The organism is Stenotrophomonas sp. SXG-1, from assembly GCF_014083965.1.
In the GTDB taxonomy this organism is placed as follows: Bacteria; Pseudomonadota; Gammaproteobacteria; order Xanthomonadales; family Xanthomonadaceae; genus Stenotrophomonas; species Stenotrophomonas geniculata.
On record NZ_CP046588.1, the window covers coordinates 1991700 to 2009246 of the forward strand.

The 17547-nt window shown below is 68.1% G+C and carries 18 protein-coding genes; 17 read left to right on the forward strand and 1 reads right to left on the reverse strand.

Annotated elements, in window-relative coordinates; genetic code table 11:
- The first annotated feature begins 43 nt into the window (after positions 1-43).
- The 6 genes from GOC52_RS09245 (at position 44) to thrC (ending at position 6948) form a co-directional block, all read left to right on the forward strand.
- Positions 44-739 (forward strand): helix-turn-helix transcriptional regulator, encoded by a 696-nt coding sequence (locus GOC52_RS09245; RefSeq protein ID WP_010482600.1) that lies wholly within the window; start codon positions 44-46, stop codon positions 737-739.
- A 166-nt stretch (positions 740-905) separates the two neighbouring features.
- Positions 906-1856: a DMT family transporter gene (locus GOC52_RS09250; protein ID WP_043397195.1), complete on the forward strand. Its 951-nt coding sequence runs from the start codon at positions 906-908 to the stop codon at positions 1854-1856.
- A gap of 138 nt (positions 1857-1994) precedes the next feature.
- Positions 1995-2129 (forward strand): hypothetical protein, encoded by a 135-nt coding sequence (locus tag GOC52_RS20835; protein ID WP_005413160.1) that lies wholly within the window; start codon positions 1995-1997, stop codon positions 2127-2129.
- Positions 2130-2213: 84 nt separating this feature from the next.
- On the forward strand, positions 2214-4718 hold the full coding sequence (gene thrA / locus GOC52_RS09255) for a bifunctional aspartate kinase/homoserine dehydrogenase I (RefSeq protein ID WP_043397196.1): 2505 nt from the start codon (positions 2214-2216) through the stop codon (positions 4716-4718).
- On the forward strand, positions 4715-5629 hold the full coding sequence (locus GOC52_RS09260; protein WP_043397198.1) for a homoserine kinase: 915 nt from the start codon (positions 4715-4717) through the stop codon (positions 5627-5629). The genes thrA and GOC52_RS09260 overlap by 4 nt, the downstream gene beginning before the upstream one ends.
- Before the next feature lie 29 nt (positions 5630-5658).
- Positions 5659-6948 (forward strand): threonine synthase, encoded by a 1290-nt coding sequence (thrC, locus tag GOC52_RS09265; protein WP_191851217.1) that lies wholly within the window; start codon positions 5659-5661, stop codon positions 6946-6948.
- Positions 6949-7077: 129 nt separating this feature from the next.
- Here the strand turns inward: thrC and GOC52_RS09270 are convergent, their stop codons facing one another.
- Positions 7078-7830, reverse strand: coding sequence for a Crp/Fnr family transcriptional regulator (locus GOC52_RS09270; protein WP_043397202.1), 753 nt, complete (start codon positions 7828-7830; stop codon positions 7078-7080).
- Between the two features lie 126 nt (positions 7831-7956).
- Here GOC52_RS09270 and hisS point away from each other — a divergent pair, with 126 nt between their 5' ends.
- From hisS to hisIE, 11 genes are all read left to right on the forward strand, one after another.
- Complete coding sequence (gene hisS / locus GOC52_RS09275; RefSeq protein WP_191851219.1) at positions 7957-9354, forward strand: histidine--tRNA ligase; 1398 nt, start codon at positions 7957-7959, stop codon at positions 9352-9354.
- Positions 9351-9647 carry a hypothetical protein gene (locus tag GOC52_RS09280; RefSeq protein ID WP_043397206.1) on the forward strand — a complete coding sequence of 99 codons (297 nt, stop codon included), beginning with the start codon at positions 9351-9353 and terminating at the stop codon, positions 9645-9647. The genes hisS and GOC52_RS09280 overlap by 4 nt, the downstream gene beginning before the upstream one ends.
- A gap of 414 nt (positions 9648-10061) precedes the next feature.
- Positions 10062-10370, forward strand: a complete 309-nt coding sequence (locus tag GOC52_RS09285) for a YerC/YecD family TrpR-related protein (protein WP_043397209.1) — start codon at positions 10062-10064, stop codon at positions 10368-10370.
- A 34-nt stretch (positions 10371-10404) separates the two neighbouring features.
- Positions 10405-11316, forward strand: a complete 912-nt coding sequence (gene hisG / locus GOC52_RS09290; RefSeq protein WP_010482592.1) for an ATP phosphoribosyltransferase — start codon at positions 10405-10407, stop codon at positions 11314-11316.
- Positions 11313-12608 (forward strand): histidinol dehydrogenase, encoded by a 1296-nt coding sequence (hisD, locus tag GOC52_RS09295; RefSeq protein WP_043397212.1) that lies wholly within the window; start codon positions 11313-11315, stop codon positions 12606-12608. Before hisG ends, hisD begins: the two co-directional genes overlap by 4 nt.
- A complete protein-coding gene (gene hisC / locus GOC52_RS09300) occupies positions 12605-13699 on the forward strand; it encodes a histidinol-phosphate transaminase (RefSeq protein ID WP_043397215.1) in 1095 nt (364 codons plus the stop codon). The genes hisD and hisC overlap by 4 nt, the downstream gene beginning before the upstream one ends.
- Positions 13696-14769: a bifunctional histidinol-phosphatase/imidazoleglycerol-phosphate dehydratase HisB gene (gene hisB, locus GOC52_RS09305; RefSeq protein WP_049436252.1), complete on the forward strand. Its 1074-nt coding sequence runs from the start codon at positions 13696-13698 to the stop codon at positions 14767-14769. Before hisC ends, hisB begins: the two co-directional genes overlap by 4 nt.
- Positions 14766-15368, forward strand: a complete 603-nt coding sequence (gene hisH, locus GOC52_RS09310) for an imidazole glycerol phosphate synthase subunit HisH (protein WP_019338503.1) — start codon at positions 14766-14768, stop codon at positions 15366-15368. Before hisB ends, hisH begins: the two co-directional genes overlap by 4 nt.
- Positions 15365-16099, forward strand: coding sequence for a 1-(5-phosphoribosyl)-5-[(5-phosphoribosylamino)methylideneamino]imidazole-4-carboxamide isomerase (hisA, locus tag GOC52_RS09315; RefSeq protein WP_126560908.1), 735 nt, complete (start codon positions 15365-15367; stop codon positions 16097-16099). Before hisH ends, hisA begins: the two co-directional genes overlap by 4 nt.
- Positions 16093-16869 (forward strand): imidazole glycerol phosphate synthase subunit HisF, encoded by a 777-nt coding sequence (gene hisF, locus GOC52_RS09320; RefSeq protein WP_005409431.1) that lies wholly within the window; start codon positions 16093-16095, stop codon positions 16867-16869. The genes hisA and hisF overlap by 7 nt, the downstream gene beginning before the upstream one ends.
- A complete protein-coding gene (gene hisIE / locus GOC52_RS09325; protein WP_043397222.1) occupies positions 16859-17479 on the forward strand; it encodes a bifunctional phosphoribosyl-AMP cyclohydrolase/phosphoribosyl-ATP diphosphatase HisIE in 621 nt (206 codons plus the stop codon). Before hisF ends, hisIE begins: the two co-directional genes overlap by 11 nt.
- The last annotated feature ends 68 nt before the right edge of the window (positions 17480-17547 follow it).

Consider the following 17547-nt stretch of genomic DNA (forward strand, 5'->3'; position numbering starts at 1 on the left):
GCAGCGGTTTGCACGGCCGTTGTTACACGCGCACACTGCGCGGATGGGCGCCATCTTCCATCTGCGGCACTACGGGCAGGCCACTGGCCTGGACCGCCATGACTACGCGCAGTGGGTGCTGCCGCTGCAGGGTGAGCTGCAGTTCGAGATGGAGGGGCGCGGCGGTCGGCTGGACCTGCTGCAGGGAGCTTTCGTTGCTGCCGGCGAAGCGCATGACCAGATGGCTGACGGTCCCAATGGGTTCGTGATCGTTGACTGTCCTCCGGGCGTGCTCGATGACGGCACGCAGGAGCATCTGTGCCGGCAGCGCTGGCTGCATCTGCCGCTGGCATTGCGTCGGCGCCTGGCCGAGGTGCAGGCAGGGCAGCCGATGCCGGCGCTGCTGCCGCAGTTGCTGCAGGTATTTGCACCTGCTGGCAGTGGCGCGCGCATGCAGGGCCTGTGTGCGGCGGTGCAGGCCGACCCCGGGCGTGCGTGGCCGGTGGCGCGCATGGCTGCGTTCGTCGGGGTCAGCGAGAGCCGGTTGCACGCGCTGTTCCAGCAGGAGTTCGGGCTCAGCCCGCAAGCCTGGCTCAGTGCGTGCCGGTTGCGCTGGGCCAAGCATCGGTTGCGCACCAGCACGGCGCCGATCAGCGATATCGCGCTGGCCGCAGGCTATTCCGAGCAGAGCGCACTGACCCGTGCGCTGCGCCGCGAGTGTGGCCAGACCCCGGCCGCGTGGCGCAGGAGCGCCGGCTGATCTGTAGAGCCGAGCCCACGCTCGGCTGCCCTTATCTGCACAAGGGCGAATCGCAGCCGAGCATGGGCTCGGCCCTACAGAGGTGACAAGGCAGTAGCCTCGGTCAAGAGCGCCCACCGGCCAGCGCTTACACTGCGCGGCCCGTTCTCTCCCCCGAAGAACCCGAATGCGCAACAACCCGATGGCCCTGGGCATCGCCAATGGCGTTGCCGCCGGCGCACTGTGGGGCGTGGTTTTCCTCGCGCCCGCCGTGCTGCAGTCGTTCAACGCCCTGCAACTGTCGGCCGGTCGTTATCTGGTCTACGGCCTGATCGCCGTAGCCCTGCTGCTGCCGCGATGGAAGCGGCTGGCGCCGCGGCTGGGCCGCGCCGAATGGATCGGCCTGCTGTGGCTGAGCCTGGCCGGGAACCTGGTGTATTTCCTGTTGCTGGCCACGGCGGTGCAGTGGGCCGGTGGCGCGGCAGCGTCCTTGATTGTCGGCCTGATTCCGGTGGTGGTCACTCTGGTTGGCGTGCGCGAGCAGGGGGCGGTGCCGCTGAGGCAGCTGCTGCCGGCGCTGGGCCTGTGCGTGCTCGGCGTGGGACTGGTTGGCTGGGAAGCACTGATGTCCGAGCACCTGGCAACCCCGTGGCGGCAGCGTCTGATTGGCCTGCTGTGTGCGTTTGGCGCGCTGTTCTCATGGGCGTTGTACTCGATCGGCAACAGCCGCTGGCTGGCGCGCCGACCGGATCTGTCCAGCCACGACTGGTCGCTGCTGACCGGCGTGACGACTGGCGGCCTGGCCCTGCTGCTGGTGCCGATGGCCTTCATCGGTCACACCGGCGGGCACACAGCGGCACAGTGGAGTGGTTTCTGGGCGATCAGCGCCGGTGTGGCAGTGGTGGCCTCGATCCTCGGCAACGCATTCTGGAACCGCGCCAGCCGCCTGCTGCCGCTGACCCTGACTGGCCAGATGATCGTGTTCGAGACTTTGTTCGCGCTGCTGTATGCCTTCGCCTGGCAGCAGCGCTGGCCGACGCTGCTGGAGGCGCTGGCAATCGTGTTCCTGGTAGCCGGCGTGATGCTGTGTGCGCATGCCCACCGCACACCGCGGGCGATCGCCGAACATGCCGGCTGAATGCGGAAGTCATGGGTGCTGATGCCGGCTTGGTCTCAGATGCAACCAAATGCCCCCACGTTGGCCGATGATCGCCGCAATGGTTTTTTGCATCGCAGCACTTGACAGCCGCCCGGCGCGCAGTGTTTTCTGTACGCCATGGTTCTTGATGCCGCCCACGCCAGCCTGATCGCCCCCGCCACCGCGGGCCGTTCGACTGCGCCGGTCGCCACCACCACCATTACCACCACCACCGTCACCACTGCCCTGGTGCGGCCCGTCGTCTTCGTGTAACTCCCGAAAACCACGGCCCCGCACCATACAGGTGGCGGGGAAACTCGACACCTGCATGCGACGGGGCCTCCTACCGAGGTCTGCATGTCTTCCCACGCCCCCGCTCATCCCGTTGCCCCGGACGACCTGGCTGCACCGTCCATTGTCGTGCACAAGTTCGGTGGCACCTCGGTGGCCGATGCCGAACGTTACCGCCATGTTGCCGGCCTGCTGCTGGCCCGTCCCGAATCGCTGCAGGTCACTGTCGTCTCGGCGATGAAGGGCGTGACCGACGCGCTGATCGAGCTGGCCCAACTGGCGGCCAAGGGTGATGAAAGCTGGCGTGAAGCCTGGCATGCGCTGCGCGCGCGACATCGCGGCGCTGCCGTGGCGCTGTTGGGCGAGCAGGTGGGCGAGACGGTCGAATGGATCGACGCCCGCTTTGATCAGCTGGCCGAAGTGCTGGCCGCGCTGGCGGTGATCGGTGAACTGCCGCGCGAGGTCCTGGACCGCGTGCAGGGCCTGGGCGAAGTGTTCTCCGCGCAGCTGCTTGGCACCCACCTGCGGGCGTTGGGCGAAGAGTGTGCGGTGCTCGATGCGCGTGATGTGCTGGTGGTCGGGCACGGTGAACTGGGCGTGGATGTCGACTGGGAAGCCAGTGCCGACCGCCTGGCCAAGTGGCGTCTGCAGCACCCGCAATCGCGCCTGGTTGCCACCGGATTCGTCGCGCGTGATCGCGATGACCGTATCACCACCCTCGGCCGCAACGGCAGCGATTACTCCGGCGCGATCTTCGCCGCGCTGTTCAACGCCGATGAACTGCACATCTGGACCGATGTTGACGGCGTGCTGTCGGCCGACCCGCGGCTGGTGCCTGAAGCCGTGCAGCTGGAATCGCTGAGCTACGACGAAGCCTGCGAACTGGCCTACTTCGGTGCCAAGGTGGTGCATCCGCAGACGATGTCGCCGGCGATCCGCCTGGGCCTGCCGATCTTCATCCGCAACACGTTCCAGCCGGCACATCCGGGTACGCGCATCAGTGCCGAGCGCTCGCCGCGCGGGCCAGTGAAGGGCCTGACCCTGAGCCCCGGGCTGGCCCTGCTGAACCTGGAAGGCACCGGCCTGATCGGTGTACCCGGTACGGCCGAGCGCGTGTTCGCGGCCCTGCGCCAGGCACAGGTGTCGGTGGTGATGATCTCGCAGGGTTCGTCGGAGCATTCGATCTGCTGCGTGGTGCGTGCTGCTGAGGCGGCGCGTGGCCGCGAGGCGCTGCTGCACGCGTTCGCGCACGAGTTGTCGGTCGGTCAGGTGCAGCGCGTGCAGGTCAGTGAGGGCGTCAGCGTACTGGCGGCGGTCGGTGACGGCATGGCCGGCCAGCCCGGTGTGGCCGCACGCCTGTTCGAGGCACTGGGGCGTGCGCAGGTGAACATCCTGGCGATCGCACAGGGCTCGTCCGAACGCAACATCTCGGTCGCGGTGGACAGCGCCGATGCCACCCGCGCGCTGCGCGCGGCGCATGCCGGTTTCTGGCTGTCGCCTCAGACCTTCGCGGTGGGTGTGATCGGGCCGGGCAATGTCGGTGCCGCACTGCTGGACCAGCTGCTGGCGGCCCGCCCGCAGCTGCTGGCCAAGGCCAATGTCGACCTGCGCCTGCGTGCACTGGCCTCACGCTCGCGCATGCGGTTGGAAGTGGACGGCCTGCACGCCGACTGGCGGGAGGCTCTGCAGGACGCCGGCGAGTGCAGCGATCTGGATCGCTTCACCGAACACCTGCTGGCCGCGCACCTGCCGCATGCGGTGGTGATCGACTGCAGCGGCAGCGCCGAGGTGGCCGAGCGCTACGAGGGCTGGCTGGCGGCCGGCATCCATGTGGTCACCCCGAACAAGCAGGCCGGGGCCGGGCCGCTGCCGCGCTACCAGCGCATCCGCGCCGCGGCGGCGGCAAGTGGCGCACGCTTCCGCTACGAGGCTACGGTGGGTGCAGGCCTGCCGGTGATCACCACGCTGCGTGACCTGGTTGATACCGGTGATGAAGTGCTGGCGATCGAGGGCATCTTCTCCGGCACGCTGGCCTGGCTGTTCAACCGCTTCGACGGCAGCCAGCCGTTCTCGCAGTTGGTGGCGCAGGCGCGGTCGATGGGCTACACCGAACCGGACCCGCGTGATGATCTGTCCGGTGTGGACGTGGCGCGCAAGCTGGTGATCCTGGCGCGCGAGGCCGGCCACGCACTCAGCCTGGAACAGGTACAGGTGGAAAGCCTGGTGCCGGCGCTGCTGCGCGACGGCAGCGTGGATGACTTCATGGCGCGGCTGGGCGAGTCCGATGCCAGCCTGCTTCAGCGCCTGCAGGACGCGCGGGCGCGTGGCGCGGTGCTGCGCTACGTGGCGCAGCTGGGTGCCGACGGCGCCTCGGTGGGCCTGCAGGAACTGCCCGCCGATCACGCCTTCGCCAACCTGCGGCTGACCGACAACGTGGTGCAGTTCCGCACCCGTCGATACTGCGACAACCCGCTGGTGGTGCAGGGGCCCGGCGCCGGACCGGAAGTGACCGCCGCGGGCGTGTTCGCCGACCTGCTGCGGGTGGCCGCCGGCGAAGGAGCGCGCCTGTGATCGCACGTGCGTTCGCGCCTGCCTCGGTGGCCAACGTGGCGGTGGGCTTCGACATTCTTGGTCATGCCATCGCCGGTGTTGGCGATACCGTGAGCGTGCGCCGCATCGATGAACCGGTGGTGCGCATCGATGCGATACGTGGCAGTGCGGTCGAGCTGCCACTGGATGCGGCTGGAAACACCGCAGGTGCTGCGCTGATGTCGCTTCGCGCAGGGCTGGCCCTGGACTTCGGATTCGCGGTGGAGATCGACAAGGGCATTCCGTTCGGCTCCGGCATGGGCGGTTCGGCAGCGTCGTGCGTCGCTGCGCTGGTCGCCGCCAATGCACTGCTGGATGCGCCGCTGACGCGCGAGGCTCTGTATCCATTTGCGCTGGATGGCGAGGCGGTGGCCAGTGGTGGCCGTCACGGTGACAACGTGGGGCCATTGCTGCTGGGCGGGCTTGCACTGTGCACGGCCGACCGCCTGCTGCCGATTCCGGTACCGGCTACCTGGCACAGCCTGCTGGTGCATCCGCACGCGGTCCTGGAAACACGCCGCGCACGCCAGGCGCTGCAGGGCAGCTATGCGCTGGGTGAATTCGTGGCACAGAGTGCGAACCTTGCGCTGGTACTCAGTGGCTGCCATCGCAGCGACGCCGCGCTGGTCCGCGCGGGCCTGCGTGATGTGCTGGTGGAGCCTCGCCGCGCCGGCCTGATTGCGGGCTTCGAGGCCGCACGCGATGCGGCGCTGTCTGCGCATGCGATGGGCGCGGGCATTTCGGGCGCTGGCCCCAGCGTGTTCGCCTGGTTCGAGGACGCCGACCAGGCCCGCGCCGCTGCCGCACCGGTGCAGGCGGCATTCGCCGCCGCCGGTTTCGACAGCGATGCCTGGGTGTCGCCGCTGGATGCACCGGGAGCCCGCTTGTGCTGAATCCTTCCCCTTTACTGGATACCCAACCCATGCAATTTGTTTCGACCCGCGGCCAGTCCCCGGCCGTCGGCCTCAGTGCGGCGATCGCTGCAGGATTGGCGCCCGATGGTGGGCTGTATGTTCCGCAGGTGCTGCCGGCGCCACGTGAGCTGCAGGCCGGCGCAACGCTGGCCGATACCGCCGCCGATCTGCTGGCACCGTTCTTCGCAGGTGATGCTCTGGAGGCAGCGCTGCCATCGATCTGCCGCGAGGCGTTTGACTTTCCGGTGCCGCTGCGTCCACTGGGCGGCGGTGACCATGTGCTGGAGCTGTTCCATGGGCCGACGGCGGCGTTCAAGGATATCGGTGCGCGCTTCCTGGCCGGAACGCTGTCGCGGCTGCAGGCCGGCAAGGACCGCGACCTGAGCATTGTTGTCGCCACCTCCGGCGATACCGGTGCTGCAGTGGCGGCGGCGTTCCATCGCCAGCCGGGCGTGCGCGTGGTGGTGCTGTATCCGGATGGCCGCGTGTCACCGCGCCAGGCGCACCAGCTCGGTTGTTTCGGCGACAACATCCAGGCGCTGCGCGTGGCCGGTGCTTTCGACGACTGCCAGGCCATGGTCAAGCAGGCGCTGGCTGACCGCGAACTACAGGCACAGGTGCCGCTGAGCTCGGCCAACAGCATCAGCCTGGGCCGCCTGCTGCCGCAGATGAGTTATTACGCGCATGCGGCACTGACCCATCATGCTGAAACCCGTCGCCGGCTCAACCTGGTGGTGCCGACCGGCAACCTTGGCAACGCAATGGCTGCGGTGCTGGCGCGTGCGCTGGGTGTGCCGATCGGACAGATCGTGCTGGCCACCAATGCCAATGCGGTACTGCCAGCGTACTTCAGCGGCGGCGACTACCAGCCGCAGGCCAGTGTGGCCACCGTGGCCAATGCAATGGACGTAGGGGCGCCAAGCAACTTCGAACGCCTGCGCTGGGCTTACCACGGAGATGATGCCGAGCTGCGCGCTGCGTTCCGTGCGTTCGCGGTGGACGACGTGACCATCCGCGCCACGATTGCCGCAGCGTATGCGAGCCGCGGCGAACTGTTCTGCCCGCACACGGCGACGGCGGTGAAGGTGCTGCAGGATCTGCGCGCGCGTGGTGCCAAGGGTGACTGGGCGGTGGTGGCTACCGCCCATCCGGCCAAGTTCGAGGCTGTGGTCGAACCGTTGATCGGCGAACCCGTGGCCGTGCCGCCTGCATTGGATGTGTTGTTGCAGCGGCCGGCGCACGCCGAACCGTTGGCCGCCGATTACGCGGCGTTGCGTGAGGTGTTGGCTCCCATGTAGAGCCGAGCCATGCTCGGCTGCTGTTCGCGCACGGCGCGATGAGTCGAGCATGGCTCGACTCTACAATGCCCTTCGCGCAACACGGGTAGTGCCGGCCGCTGGCCGGCAACCCCACCAACCGCGATGCGGTCAGATCAACCCTTCACCGGCCAGCGTGCGCAGCCCGTCCTCGTCGAGGATCTCCACCACGTTCAGGTGGGGCAGGGCGATCAGCCCCTGCTGGCGCAGCTTGGTGAAGGTGCGGCTGACCGTTTCCATGGTCAGGCCCAGGTGGTCGGCGATGTCGCCGCGGCCCATTGGCAGCGACACACGCAGGCCGTCGCCACCCAGCTTGGCCTCGCGTGCAGCCAGGCGCAGCAGGAAATCGGCCAGTTTTTCGGCAGGCTGCAGGCGTGCGAGTGCCAGCGCAGCATCCTGTGCGGCATCCAGTTCCTGGCAGGCGCGCTGCAGCAGCTTGCGCTCCAGGTGCGGGAAGCGGCTGCGCAACGCCTTCATCTGTGGCAGCGCAACGCGGCATACCCGGCTGTCGGCGATGGCCTCGATGTCGTAGCGGTGGTGGTCGCTGCCGCTCAGGCCCAGGTAGTCGCCGGGCAGCACGAAGCCGTTGATCTGGCGGCGGCCGTCGGCCAGGGTGCGCACCAGGCGCAGTGCGCCGCCGGTCAATGTATAGACATGGTCGCGCTCTTCACCGGTGCGGGCCAGCGTGCTGCCCATGCTGACCTGCTGCGATACGGTGACCTGTTCCAGCGCCTGCACTTCATCGGGCGACAGCGCCGAGCACACCGCAAGGTGGCGAACCGAGCAGTGCAGGCAGTCCAGCGTGGCGCAGGACGGCGAGGCGGGATCGTTGGTGGCGGGCGGAGCGCCGGAAGGCCGGGACATGTTGCGGGGGCGTATCGCGGGCGGGGAGGGCCTTATGATACTTCAAGCGGCCGTTCGACCTTGCCGGAGGCGGGGGCGCTAGAATGTCGCCCCCTCCCACGTCCCGTTCCAGCAGGAGTTCCGCCCGTGATCAAGCCCCGTACCCCGCCCGGCACCCTTGAACTGCTGCCGCGCGAGCAGATTGCGTTCCAGCGCATGCTGGATGTCATCCGCCGCAACTACGAGCGCTTCGGGTTCCTGCCGGTGGAGACGCCGGTGTTCGAGCTGTCCGACGTGCTGCTGACCAAGTCCGGTGGCGAGACCGAGCGCCAGGTGTATTTCGTGCAGTCCACCGGTGCGCTGGCCAACGCCGCCGAATCGGGTGATCGTTCGCTGCCGGAAATGGCGCTGCGCTTCGACCTGACCGTGCCGCTGGCGCGCTACGTGGCCGAGCACGAACACGAACTGACCTTCCCGTTCCGCCGTTACCAGATGCAGCGCGTGTACCGTGGCGAGCGTGCCCAGCGCGGCCGTTTCCGCGAGTTCTACCAGTGCGACATCGACGTGATCGGCAAGGACAGCCTGAGCGTGCGTTACGACGCCGAAGTGCTGGCGGTCATCCACGCGGTGTTCTCGGAACTGCGCATCGGTGACTTCAGCATCCAGCTGAACAACCGCAAGCTGATGCGCGGCTTCTTCGAAAGCCTGGGCGTGGCCGAAGGCGAGCGCCAGCTGGCGGTACTGCGCGAAGTGGACAAGCTGGACAAGCGCGGTGCCGATTACGTGCGCGAAACGCTGGTGGGCGAGGGCTTCGAGATTCCGGCCGAGCAGGTCGAGAAGATCCTGGCATTCGTGGCCGTGCGTTCGCAGGGTCATGCCGATGCGCTGGCGCACCTGGCCACGCTTGAAGCCGACGCCGGTTCTTCGGAGATCCTGCGTGCCGGTGTTGCCGAGCTGCGCGAAGTGCTGCAGCTGGTGCAGGCGCTGGGCGTGCCGGAAACCGCGTACTGCCTGAACTTCTCCATCGCGCGCGGCCTGGACTACTACACCGGCACCGTCTACGAGACCACGCTGACCGATCACCCGCAGATCGGCTCGATCTGCTCGGGCGGCCGCTACGAAGACCTGGCCAGCCACTACAGCAAGTCGAAGCTGCCGGGCGTGGGCATTTCCATCGGCCTGTCGCGCCTGTTCTGGCAGCTGCGCGAAGCGGGCCTGATCGACGGCATCGAAGCCAGCAGCGTGCAGGCGCTGGTGGCGCTGATGGACGAGCAGGGTATGCCGCAGTCGCTGGACATCGCGCGCCGCCTGCGCGCCGGTGGCATCAACACTGAAGTGCAGATGGAGCCGAAGAAGATCGGCAAGCAGTTCCAGTACGCCGCCAAGGCGGGCATCCGTTTCGTGGTGCTGGCTGGCGAAGATGAACTGGCGCGCGGCGTGGTGGCGGTGAAGGACCTGCTGCGCGAGCAGCAGTTCGAAGTTTCCCGCGACGAGCTTGCCAGCACCCTGCAGGTGGAGTTGGAGCAGTCGCGGGTCATGGCGTGAAGCGTGCTGCCGCAGGGGCGCTGACGCTGCTCCTGCTGGCGGGTTGCCAGAGTGATCCGGCGCTGCGCAGCACCCGGATCGGCCCGGCCCAGTACCAGCTGGTGGTTGATCGCTGCCATGTGATCGACCGGGCGCAGCTTGAGCAGGATCTGCAGGCCCTGGCCACGCGGACGTGCCCGCGCGGGGCAGGGAGGCTGCAGAACCTGCAGTCTCATCCCAGCCGACAGGGCAGCCTGTTCGGCGAATGCCTGCGGCGCGGTGCGCTGCAGGCGAAGGTCCACTGCCAGCCCTGAGCGTCGCCAGCGTATTGATTTCAAAGTAGAACGCCCACCTTTGGTGGGCGTTCTGCGTTTATGGGAAAGAGCAGTCGAGCATGGCTCGACTCGATAAAAGCCGGTTCCGATCAGCTTTCCAGCGAGATCCGCCAGATCGCAGCCAACTGTCGAAGGCGGGGAGGGTCCGGTGGCAGGGGTGTGAGCGGCATGGATGCCGCGACCAAGCCCCCATGGACGGGTTTACGGCGCCCCCTGCCACCGGACCCTCCCCGCCATCCCACGGAATGCAGGCCTTTGCTGTTGCACTGGCTTTTGTTTCTGCGGGTGCAGGGCGCAGCCATGCCGTATCCCCCCAACCCTCGATTTGACGCACCGTGCAAGAATGCGCTAATGTACTAACGCGCTATTACATTGATGCATGGAAACGACCCCGTGAAAGCCCGCCCGGACATTGCCGCCAAAGACCCGAAGGCCGACCTGCAAGCCCTGGCCCGGGCCTTTGCCACCCTGTGCGAGCCTGAGCAGGTCGAGGCCTTCCTTCGCGACCTGTGCACCCCGGCCGAACTGGAAGCGATGGCCGACCGCTGGAAGGTGGTGCCGCTGCTGCAGCAGGGTGTGCCGTACCGTGAGATCCACGAGCGCACCGGGGTCAGCGTGACCACCACCGGACGGGTGGCACGCACGCTCGAGCATGGCCATCGAGGCTATGCCGCCGCCATCGACCGCCTTGCTTCGCGCTGATCCGCGCCCCGTTCCGAACTTCGAGACCTCCCCCATGAGTGCAACCCAGGCAGCGCCGGCACGAGACCGGTTGCGTATCGCCATCCAGAAGAGTGGCCGGCTGGCCGAGCCCGCCCGCAACCTGCTCAGCGCCTGTGGCCTGAGCTGGCGCGAAAGCCGCGACAAACTGTTCTGCTACGGCGAGTCGCTGCCGGTGGACCTGTTGCTGGTGCGCGACGACGACATCCCCGGCCTGATCGCGGACGGCGTCTGCGACCTCGGCATCGTCGGTCGCAACGAACTGGACGAGCAGGCCGCGGCGCGTCGCCAGATCGGCCTGCCGGATGCCTACCAGGCGCTGCGCGGGCTGGGTTTCGGCCAGTGCCGGCTGATGCTGGCGGTGCCCGAGGAGTGGCAGTGGCAGGGTCCGGCACAGCTGGCCGGCACCCGCATCGCCACCAGCTACCCGGCCATCCTCAAGCAGTGGCTGGCCGAGCAGGGCGTGGATGCACAGGTGGTCGAGCTGTCCGGTTCGGTGGAAATCGCGCCACGCCTCGGTACCGCCGACCTGATCTGCGACCTGGTCTCCAGCGGCGCCACGCTGCGCGCCAACCAGTTGACCCCGGTGCACAACCTGCTCGACAGCGAGGCGGTGCTGGCGGGCGCGGTGCGGGTGCCGGATGACGCACGCGCGTCGCTGCGGGCGATGCTGCTGCGCCGTCTCGACGGCGTGGTGCAGCGCCAGGACCGCAAGCTGCTGATGTTCCGCGCCAGCGAAGACCGCGTGGATGCGCTGGCACAGCTGCTGGCCGATGCCGAGCCGCTGGTGCGGCTGCCGGCCGATGGCGGTGCGCTGCGCCTGCAGACCATGTGCCCCGGCCCGTTGAGCTGGCAGCGCATGGAAGAACTGGAGCGCGCTGGCGCGCAGGGCCTGATGGTGTTGAGCGTGGAGCGATCGCTGGCATGAACCGTCTGATCTGGTCCCGACTTGATGAGGCCGCGCGTAGCGCGGCATTGACCCGCCCGGTGCAGACCGTGGCGCAGCAGACCTGCGACGCGGTGGCCACGCTGATTGCAGAAGTGCGCGAACAGGGTGACGACGCGCTGCGTACGATCACCGCACGTTTCGACGGTGTCGAGCTGGTCTCCTTTGAAGTGTCCGAAAACGAGTTCGCGGCCGCCGAAGCGGCGGTGCCGGCCGAACTGCGCCAGGCGATGGTCGAAGCTGCCGAGCGCATCACGCGCTTCCATGAGGCTGGCATGGGCAAGGGCTATGCCGTGGAGACCGCACCGGGCGTGGTCTGCGAACGCATGCTGCGGCCGATCGGCCGGGTCGGCCTGTACGTACCGGCCGGCAGTGCGCCGCTGCCGTCCACCGCGCTGATGCTGGGTGTGCCGGCACGGTTGGCTGGTTGCCCGCAGGTGGTCTTGTGCACGCCGCCGCGCGCCGATGGCAGCGCGGATCCGGCGGTGCTGGTGGCCGCGCGGCTGACCGGCGTGCAGCGTGTATTCAAGCTGGGCGGCGCGCAGGCCGTCGCGGCCATGGCTTACGGCACGGCCAGCATTCCGGCCTGCGACAAGCTGTTCGGGCCCGGCAACAGCTTCGTGACCGAAGCCAAACAGCAGGTGGCACAGGACGGCGCCGCCGCCATCGACATGCCGGCGGGTCCTTCGGAGGTGCTGGTGATTGCCGATGCCGGCGCCAATCCAGCCTTCGTGGCCGCCGACCTGCTGTCTCAGGCCGAGCACGGCCCGGATTCGCAGGTGCTGCTGCTGACCGACGATGCCGCGATGCTGGCGGCGGTCGAGGCCGAAGTGGAGCGCCAGGTGGCCCTGCTGCCGCGCCAGCAGATCGCACGCCAGGCGTTGTCGGCCTCGCGCCTGATCCAGGTCGATTCGCTGGACGAAGCCTTCGCGATCAGCAACCGCTATGCGCCCGAGCACCTGATCCTGGCCCTGCGCGACCCGCGCGCGTGGCTGGACAAGGTGCAGGCGGCCGGCTCGGTGTTCCTGGGTGATTACACCCCCGAAGCACTGGGCGACTACTGCAGCGGCACCAACCACGTGCTACCCACGGCCGGTGCCGCGCGTGCTTACAGTGGTGTCAGCGTGGCCAGCTTCCAGAACCTGATCAGCGTGCAGAGCGCCAGCGCCGCCGGCCTGGCGGCAATCGGCGGCTGCGCACGCATCATGGCCAGCGCTGAAGGCCTGGACGCGCACGAACGTGCGGTTGCCCTGCGCATGGAGGCCGCCGCATGAGCGCCGCCATTGATGACGTGCTGGCACTGGTGCGCCCGGATCTGCAGGCCTTCGCCGGCTACAGCTCGGCGCGCAGTGCGGCGGTGCAGGGCGAGGTCTGGTTGAACGCCAATGAGTCGGCCTGGGCCAATCCCGCTGATGCCGCAGGCAGCAGTCGGCGCTATCCCGAGCCGCAGCCGTTGGCATTGCGCGAGGGACTGGCGGCGCTGTACGGCGTGACGCCACAGCAGCTGCTGATCGGTCGCGGCAGCGACGAAGCCATTGATCTGCTGGTGCGCGCGCTGTGCGTGCCGGGCCGCGATGGCGTGCTGGTCACACCGCCGGTGTTCGGCATGTACGCGGTCTGTGCACGCCTGCAGGGCGCCGCACTGCTTGAAGTGCCGCTGGTGGATACCGAAGACGGTTTGCGTGCGGATCTGGATGCGGTGATCGATACGGCCAAGTCGCGCAACGCCAAGCTGGTCTTCCTGTGCGCACCGTCCAACCCGGCCGGCAGCGATATCGGCCTGGACGAGATCGAGCGGGTGGCCACTGCTCTGCGCGGGCAGGCGCTGGTAGTGGTCGACGAGGCCTATGTTGAGTACGCACAACGCCCGTCGGCAACCACGCTGCTGACCACGCATGCCAACGTCGCCGTGCTGCGTACGCTGTCGAAGGCGCACGCGCTGGCCGCGGCCCGAATCGGCACCCTTATCGCCGCACCGGAGCTGATTGCCGTGCTGCGCCGCTGCCAAGCACCGTACCCCGTGCCGACCCCATGCGCGGACCTGGCCGTGCAGGCACTGCAGCCGGCCGCGCTGGCACGCACTGCTGAGCGCGTGGCCACGGTCATCGCCGAGCGCGAACGCCTGTTCGCGTCGCTGCCTGGCCTGCCCGGCGTGCGCCGCGTGTATGCCTCGTCCGGCAACTATCTGCTGGTGCGCTTCGCCGATGCCCAGGCCGCGTTCGATACGCTGCTGGCTGCTGGCGTGGTGGTGCGCGATCAGCGCGCCGCGCCGCAACTGGGCGATGCCCTGCGCATCAGCATCGGCAGCCCCGAAGAGAACGACCGCGTGCTTGCGGCCCTGTCGGCGCGGAGGGCCGCAGCATGACCCCGATCCTGTTCATCGACCGCGACGGCACCCTCATCGAGGAGCCGTCCGATTTCCAGATCGACGCCTACGAGAAGCTGCGCTTCGTGCCGCAGGTGATCCCGGCGCTGCTGAAGCTGCGGGATGCCGGCTACCAGTTCGTGATCGTCACCAACCAGGATGGCCTCGGCAGCGACAGCTACCCGCGCGCCAGCTTCGATGGCCCCAATGATCTGATGCTGCAGATCTTTGAGAGCCAGGGCATTACCTTCCGTGACGTGCTGATCGATTGCAGCTGGCCACAGGACAATGCGCCGACCCGCAAGCCGGGCATCGGCCTGATGACCGCCTACCTGCAGGACCGCAGCATCGACTGGGCGCGTTCGGGCATGGTGGGTGACCGCATCACCGATCTGCAGTTTGCCGACAACCTCAACATCCGCGGTTTCCAGCTGCGCACCGAGCAGTTCGGTGGCGAGTGGGACTGGCCGGGCATCGCCCACGCGCTGGCCGACGCGCCACGCACCGCAGTAGTCCAGCGCAATACTAAGGAAACGAAGATCCGCGTTGAGCTGGACCTGGATCGTGCCGGCGATGCACGCATCTCCACCGGCCTGCCGTTCTTCGACCACATGCTTGAACAGATCGGCAAGCATGGTGGCTTCGCGCTGGACATCCAGGCCGAGGGTGACCTGCACATTGACGAGCACCACACCATCGAAGACACCGGGCTCGCATTGGGCCAGGCCCTGCGCGAGGCGCTGGGCGACAAGCGCGGCATTGGTCGCTACGGTTTCACCCTGCCGATGGACGAGACCCTGGCCAGCGCGGCATTGGATTTCAGCGGCCGGCCGTACTTCGTGTTCGAGGGTGAGTTCAAGCGCGAGCGGGTGGGCGACATGCCGACCGAGCTGGTGCCGCACTTCTTCCGTTCGCTGTGCGATGCCAGCGGCCTGAACCTCAACCTGCAGGTGCGCGGTGACAACGATCACCACAAGGTCGAGGCCTGCTTCAAGGCGCTGGCGCGTGCGCTGCGTCCAGCGTTGGCCCGGCAGGGCACCGCGCTGCCTTCCACCAAGGGGGCGTTGTGAGCGACGTCGCGCTGATCGATGCCGGCGGTGCCAACCTGGGCTCGGTGCGCTATGCACTGGAGCGTCTGGGTGCGACGGTGCGGCTGGTGCGCGATGCGGACGGCCTGATCGGGGCGCAGCGGGTGATCCTGCCCGGTGTCGGCGCCGCCGGTCCCGGCATGCAGCGCCTGCACGCGCAGGGCCTGGTGGAATCGTTGCAGCGACTGGAAGTGCCGTTGATGGGCATCTGCCTCGGCATGCAATTGCTGTTCGAACGCTCCGAGGAAGCGGGCGTGGAAACGCTGGGGCTGATTCCCGGCGTGGTTCGCAAGCTGGTGCCGGCCTGTGGCATCCGCGTGCCGCACATGGGTTGGAACCGGCTGCTGCCGCTGCGGGAGTCGTTGCTGTTGCAAGGTGTCCCGGAGCGGGCCAGCGCCTACTTCGTGCACAGCTACGCGGCGCCCCTCAATACCCACACCGTCGCTGCCTGTGACCACGGCGGCCTGTTCACTGCCGTGGTGGAGCAGGGGCGTTACTACGGCGCACAGTTCCACCCCGAACGCTCCGGCGAGACCGGCTCGCTGATGCTGCGCAATTTCCTCGAGGGCACCGCTGCATGAGTTTCATCGTCTACCCCGCGCTGGATATCCGCGATGGCCGCGTGGTGCGGCTGCGCCAGGGCGACTACGCGCAGGAAACCACCTATGGCGACGATCCATTGCCACGCGCGCAGGCCTTCGCCGCGCGAGGTGCGCAGTGGATGCATCTGGTCGACCTGGACGCTGCACGCGCCGGTGGCTACACGCTGGCACCGCTGCTGTCGTCGATCCGCGCGCAGACGCCGCTGCAGGTGCAGACCGGTGGTGGCGTGCGCGGCCGCGCCGATGTAGCGCGCATCCTCGATGCCGGCGCGGGCCGCGTGGTGGTCGGTTCGCTGGCCGTGCGTCGTCCCGATGAAGTGGTCGGCTGGCTGGAGGAATTCGGCGCCGATCGCATCACCATTGCGCTGGACGCTCGTCAGGATGCGCAGGGCCAATGGCAGCTGCCGGTGCACGGCTGGACCGAGAACGCCGGGGTAACCCTGGATGAGCTGGCGCAGCGCTACGCGCGCGCCGGCATGCGCCACCTGCTGTGCACCGACATCGCCCGCGACGGCATGCTGGCCGGGCCCAACATCGGCCTCTACCAGCACCTGTCGGGCTTGCTGCCGGGTGTGGCGGTGCAGGCTTCCGGCGGCATCCGTGACGTGGCCGACGTTGCCGAAGCGCGACGTGCAGGCTGCGGTGGCGCGATCCTTGGCAAGGCGCTGCTGGAGCAGCGCATGGACCTGGCGGAGGCACTGGCATGTTGAGCCGGCGCATCATTCCGTGCCTGGACGTGCGCGATGGCCGCGTGGTCAAGGGCGTGCGTTTCCGCGACCACGTCGACATGGGCGATATCGCCGAGCTGGCGCAGCGCTACCGTGACCAGGGCGCCGACGAGCTGGTGTTCTATGACATCGGCGCCAGCCCCGAGGCGCGCTCGGTGGACGTGGCCTGGATCGAGCGCATCGCGCGGCTGATCGACATTCCGTTCTGCGTGGCCGGTGGCATCGACAGCGTGGAAACCGCGCGTCGCGTGCTGTTCGCCGGTGCCGACAAGGTGTCGATCAACTCGCCGGCGTTGGGCCGTCCGGAACTGATCACTGAACTGGCCGACGAGTTCGGCGTGCAGTGCGTGGTGGTGGGTGTTGACTCGGTACGTGAAGCGGACGGCCAGTGGCGGGTGCGCCGTTTCAGTGGCGACCCGGACAAGACCCAGGCGGTACCGCTGCGTACCCTGGACTGGATTGTCGAGGCGCAACGGCGGGGCGCCGGTGAGATCGTGCTGAACTGCATGGACAGCGATGGCGTGCGCCGTGGCTACGATGTCGTGCAACTGCAACAGGCGCGGGCACTGTGCCAGGTACCGTTGATCGCCTCTGGCGGTGCCGGCGCGATGGAGCACTTTGCCGAAGCCTTCGACCAGGCCGACGTCGACGGCGCGCTGGCGGCCAGTGTGTTCCACAGCGGTGCCATCGCCATTCCGGAATTGAAGCGCTACCTGCGCGGACAGCAGATCGAGGTGCGGGATGTCTATTGAAGTCAGGCCGTCGTCGGACGCATTGCAGGCGTTGGACTGGGGCAAGGGTGACGGACTGCTGCCCGCTGTCGTGCAGGATGCCGATACCCTGCAGGTGCTGATGCTGGGCTATGTCAGCGCCGAATCATTGGCGGCCACCCTGGCGATCGGGCACATGACGTTCTTCAGCCGCAGCAAGCAGCGGCTGTGGACCAAGGGCGAGCAGTCCGGCAACGTGCTGGTGGTGCAGTCGATCAGCGTGGACTGCGATGCCGATACGCTGCTGGTGATGGCACGCCCGGCCGGGCCGACCTGTCACACCGGTGCGGAGAGCTGCTTCGATGGCGCGCCGAAGGACTTCCTTGGCGGGCTGGCCCAGTTGGTGGCGATGCGCGAGGCACAGCGGCCAACGGGCAGCTACACCACGAGCCTGTTCGAGGGCGGCATCCGCCGCATCGCGCAGAAGGTGGGCGAGGAGGGCGTGGAGACCGCCTTGGCGGCGGTGGCGCAGGATGACGAGGCGCTGCTGGGCGAGGCTTCGGACCTGCTGTACCACCTGCTGGTGCTGCTGCGCGCGCGCGGGCTGTCGCTGGAGGATGCGCGGGCGGTGCTGGAAAAGCGCCATCGTTGAGGTGCGGTAGTGCCGGCCGTTGGCCAGCAACCACCCGACGTCCGACGAATGTGAGGTTGCCGGCCAGC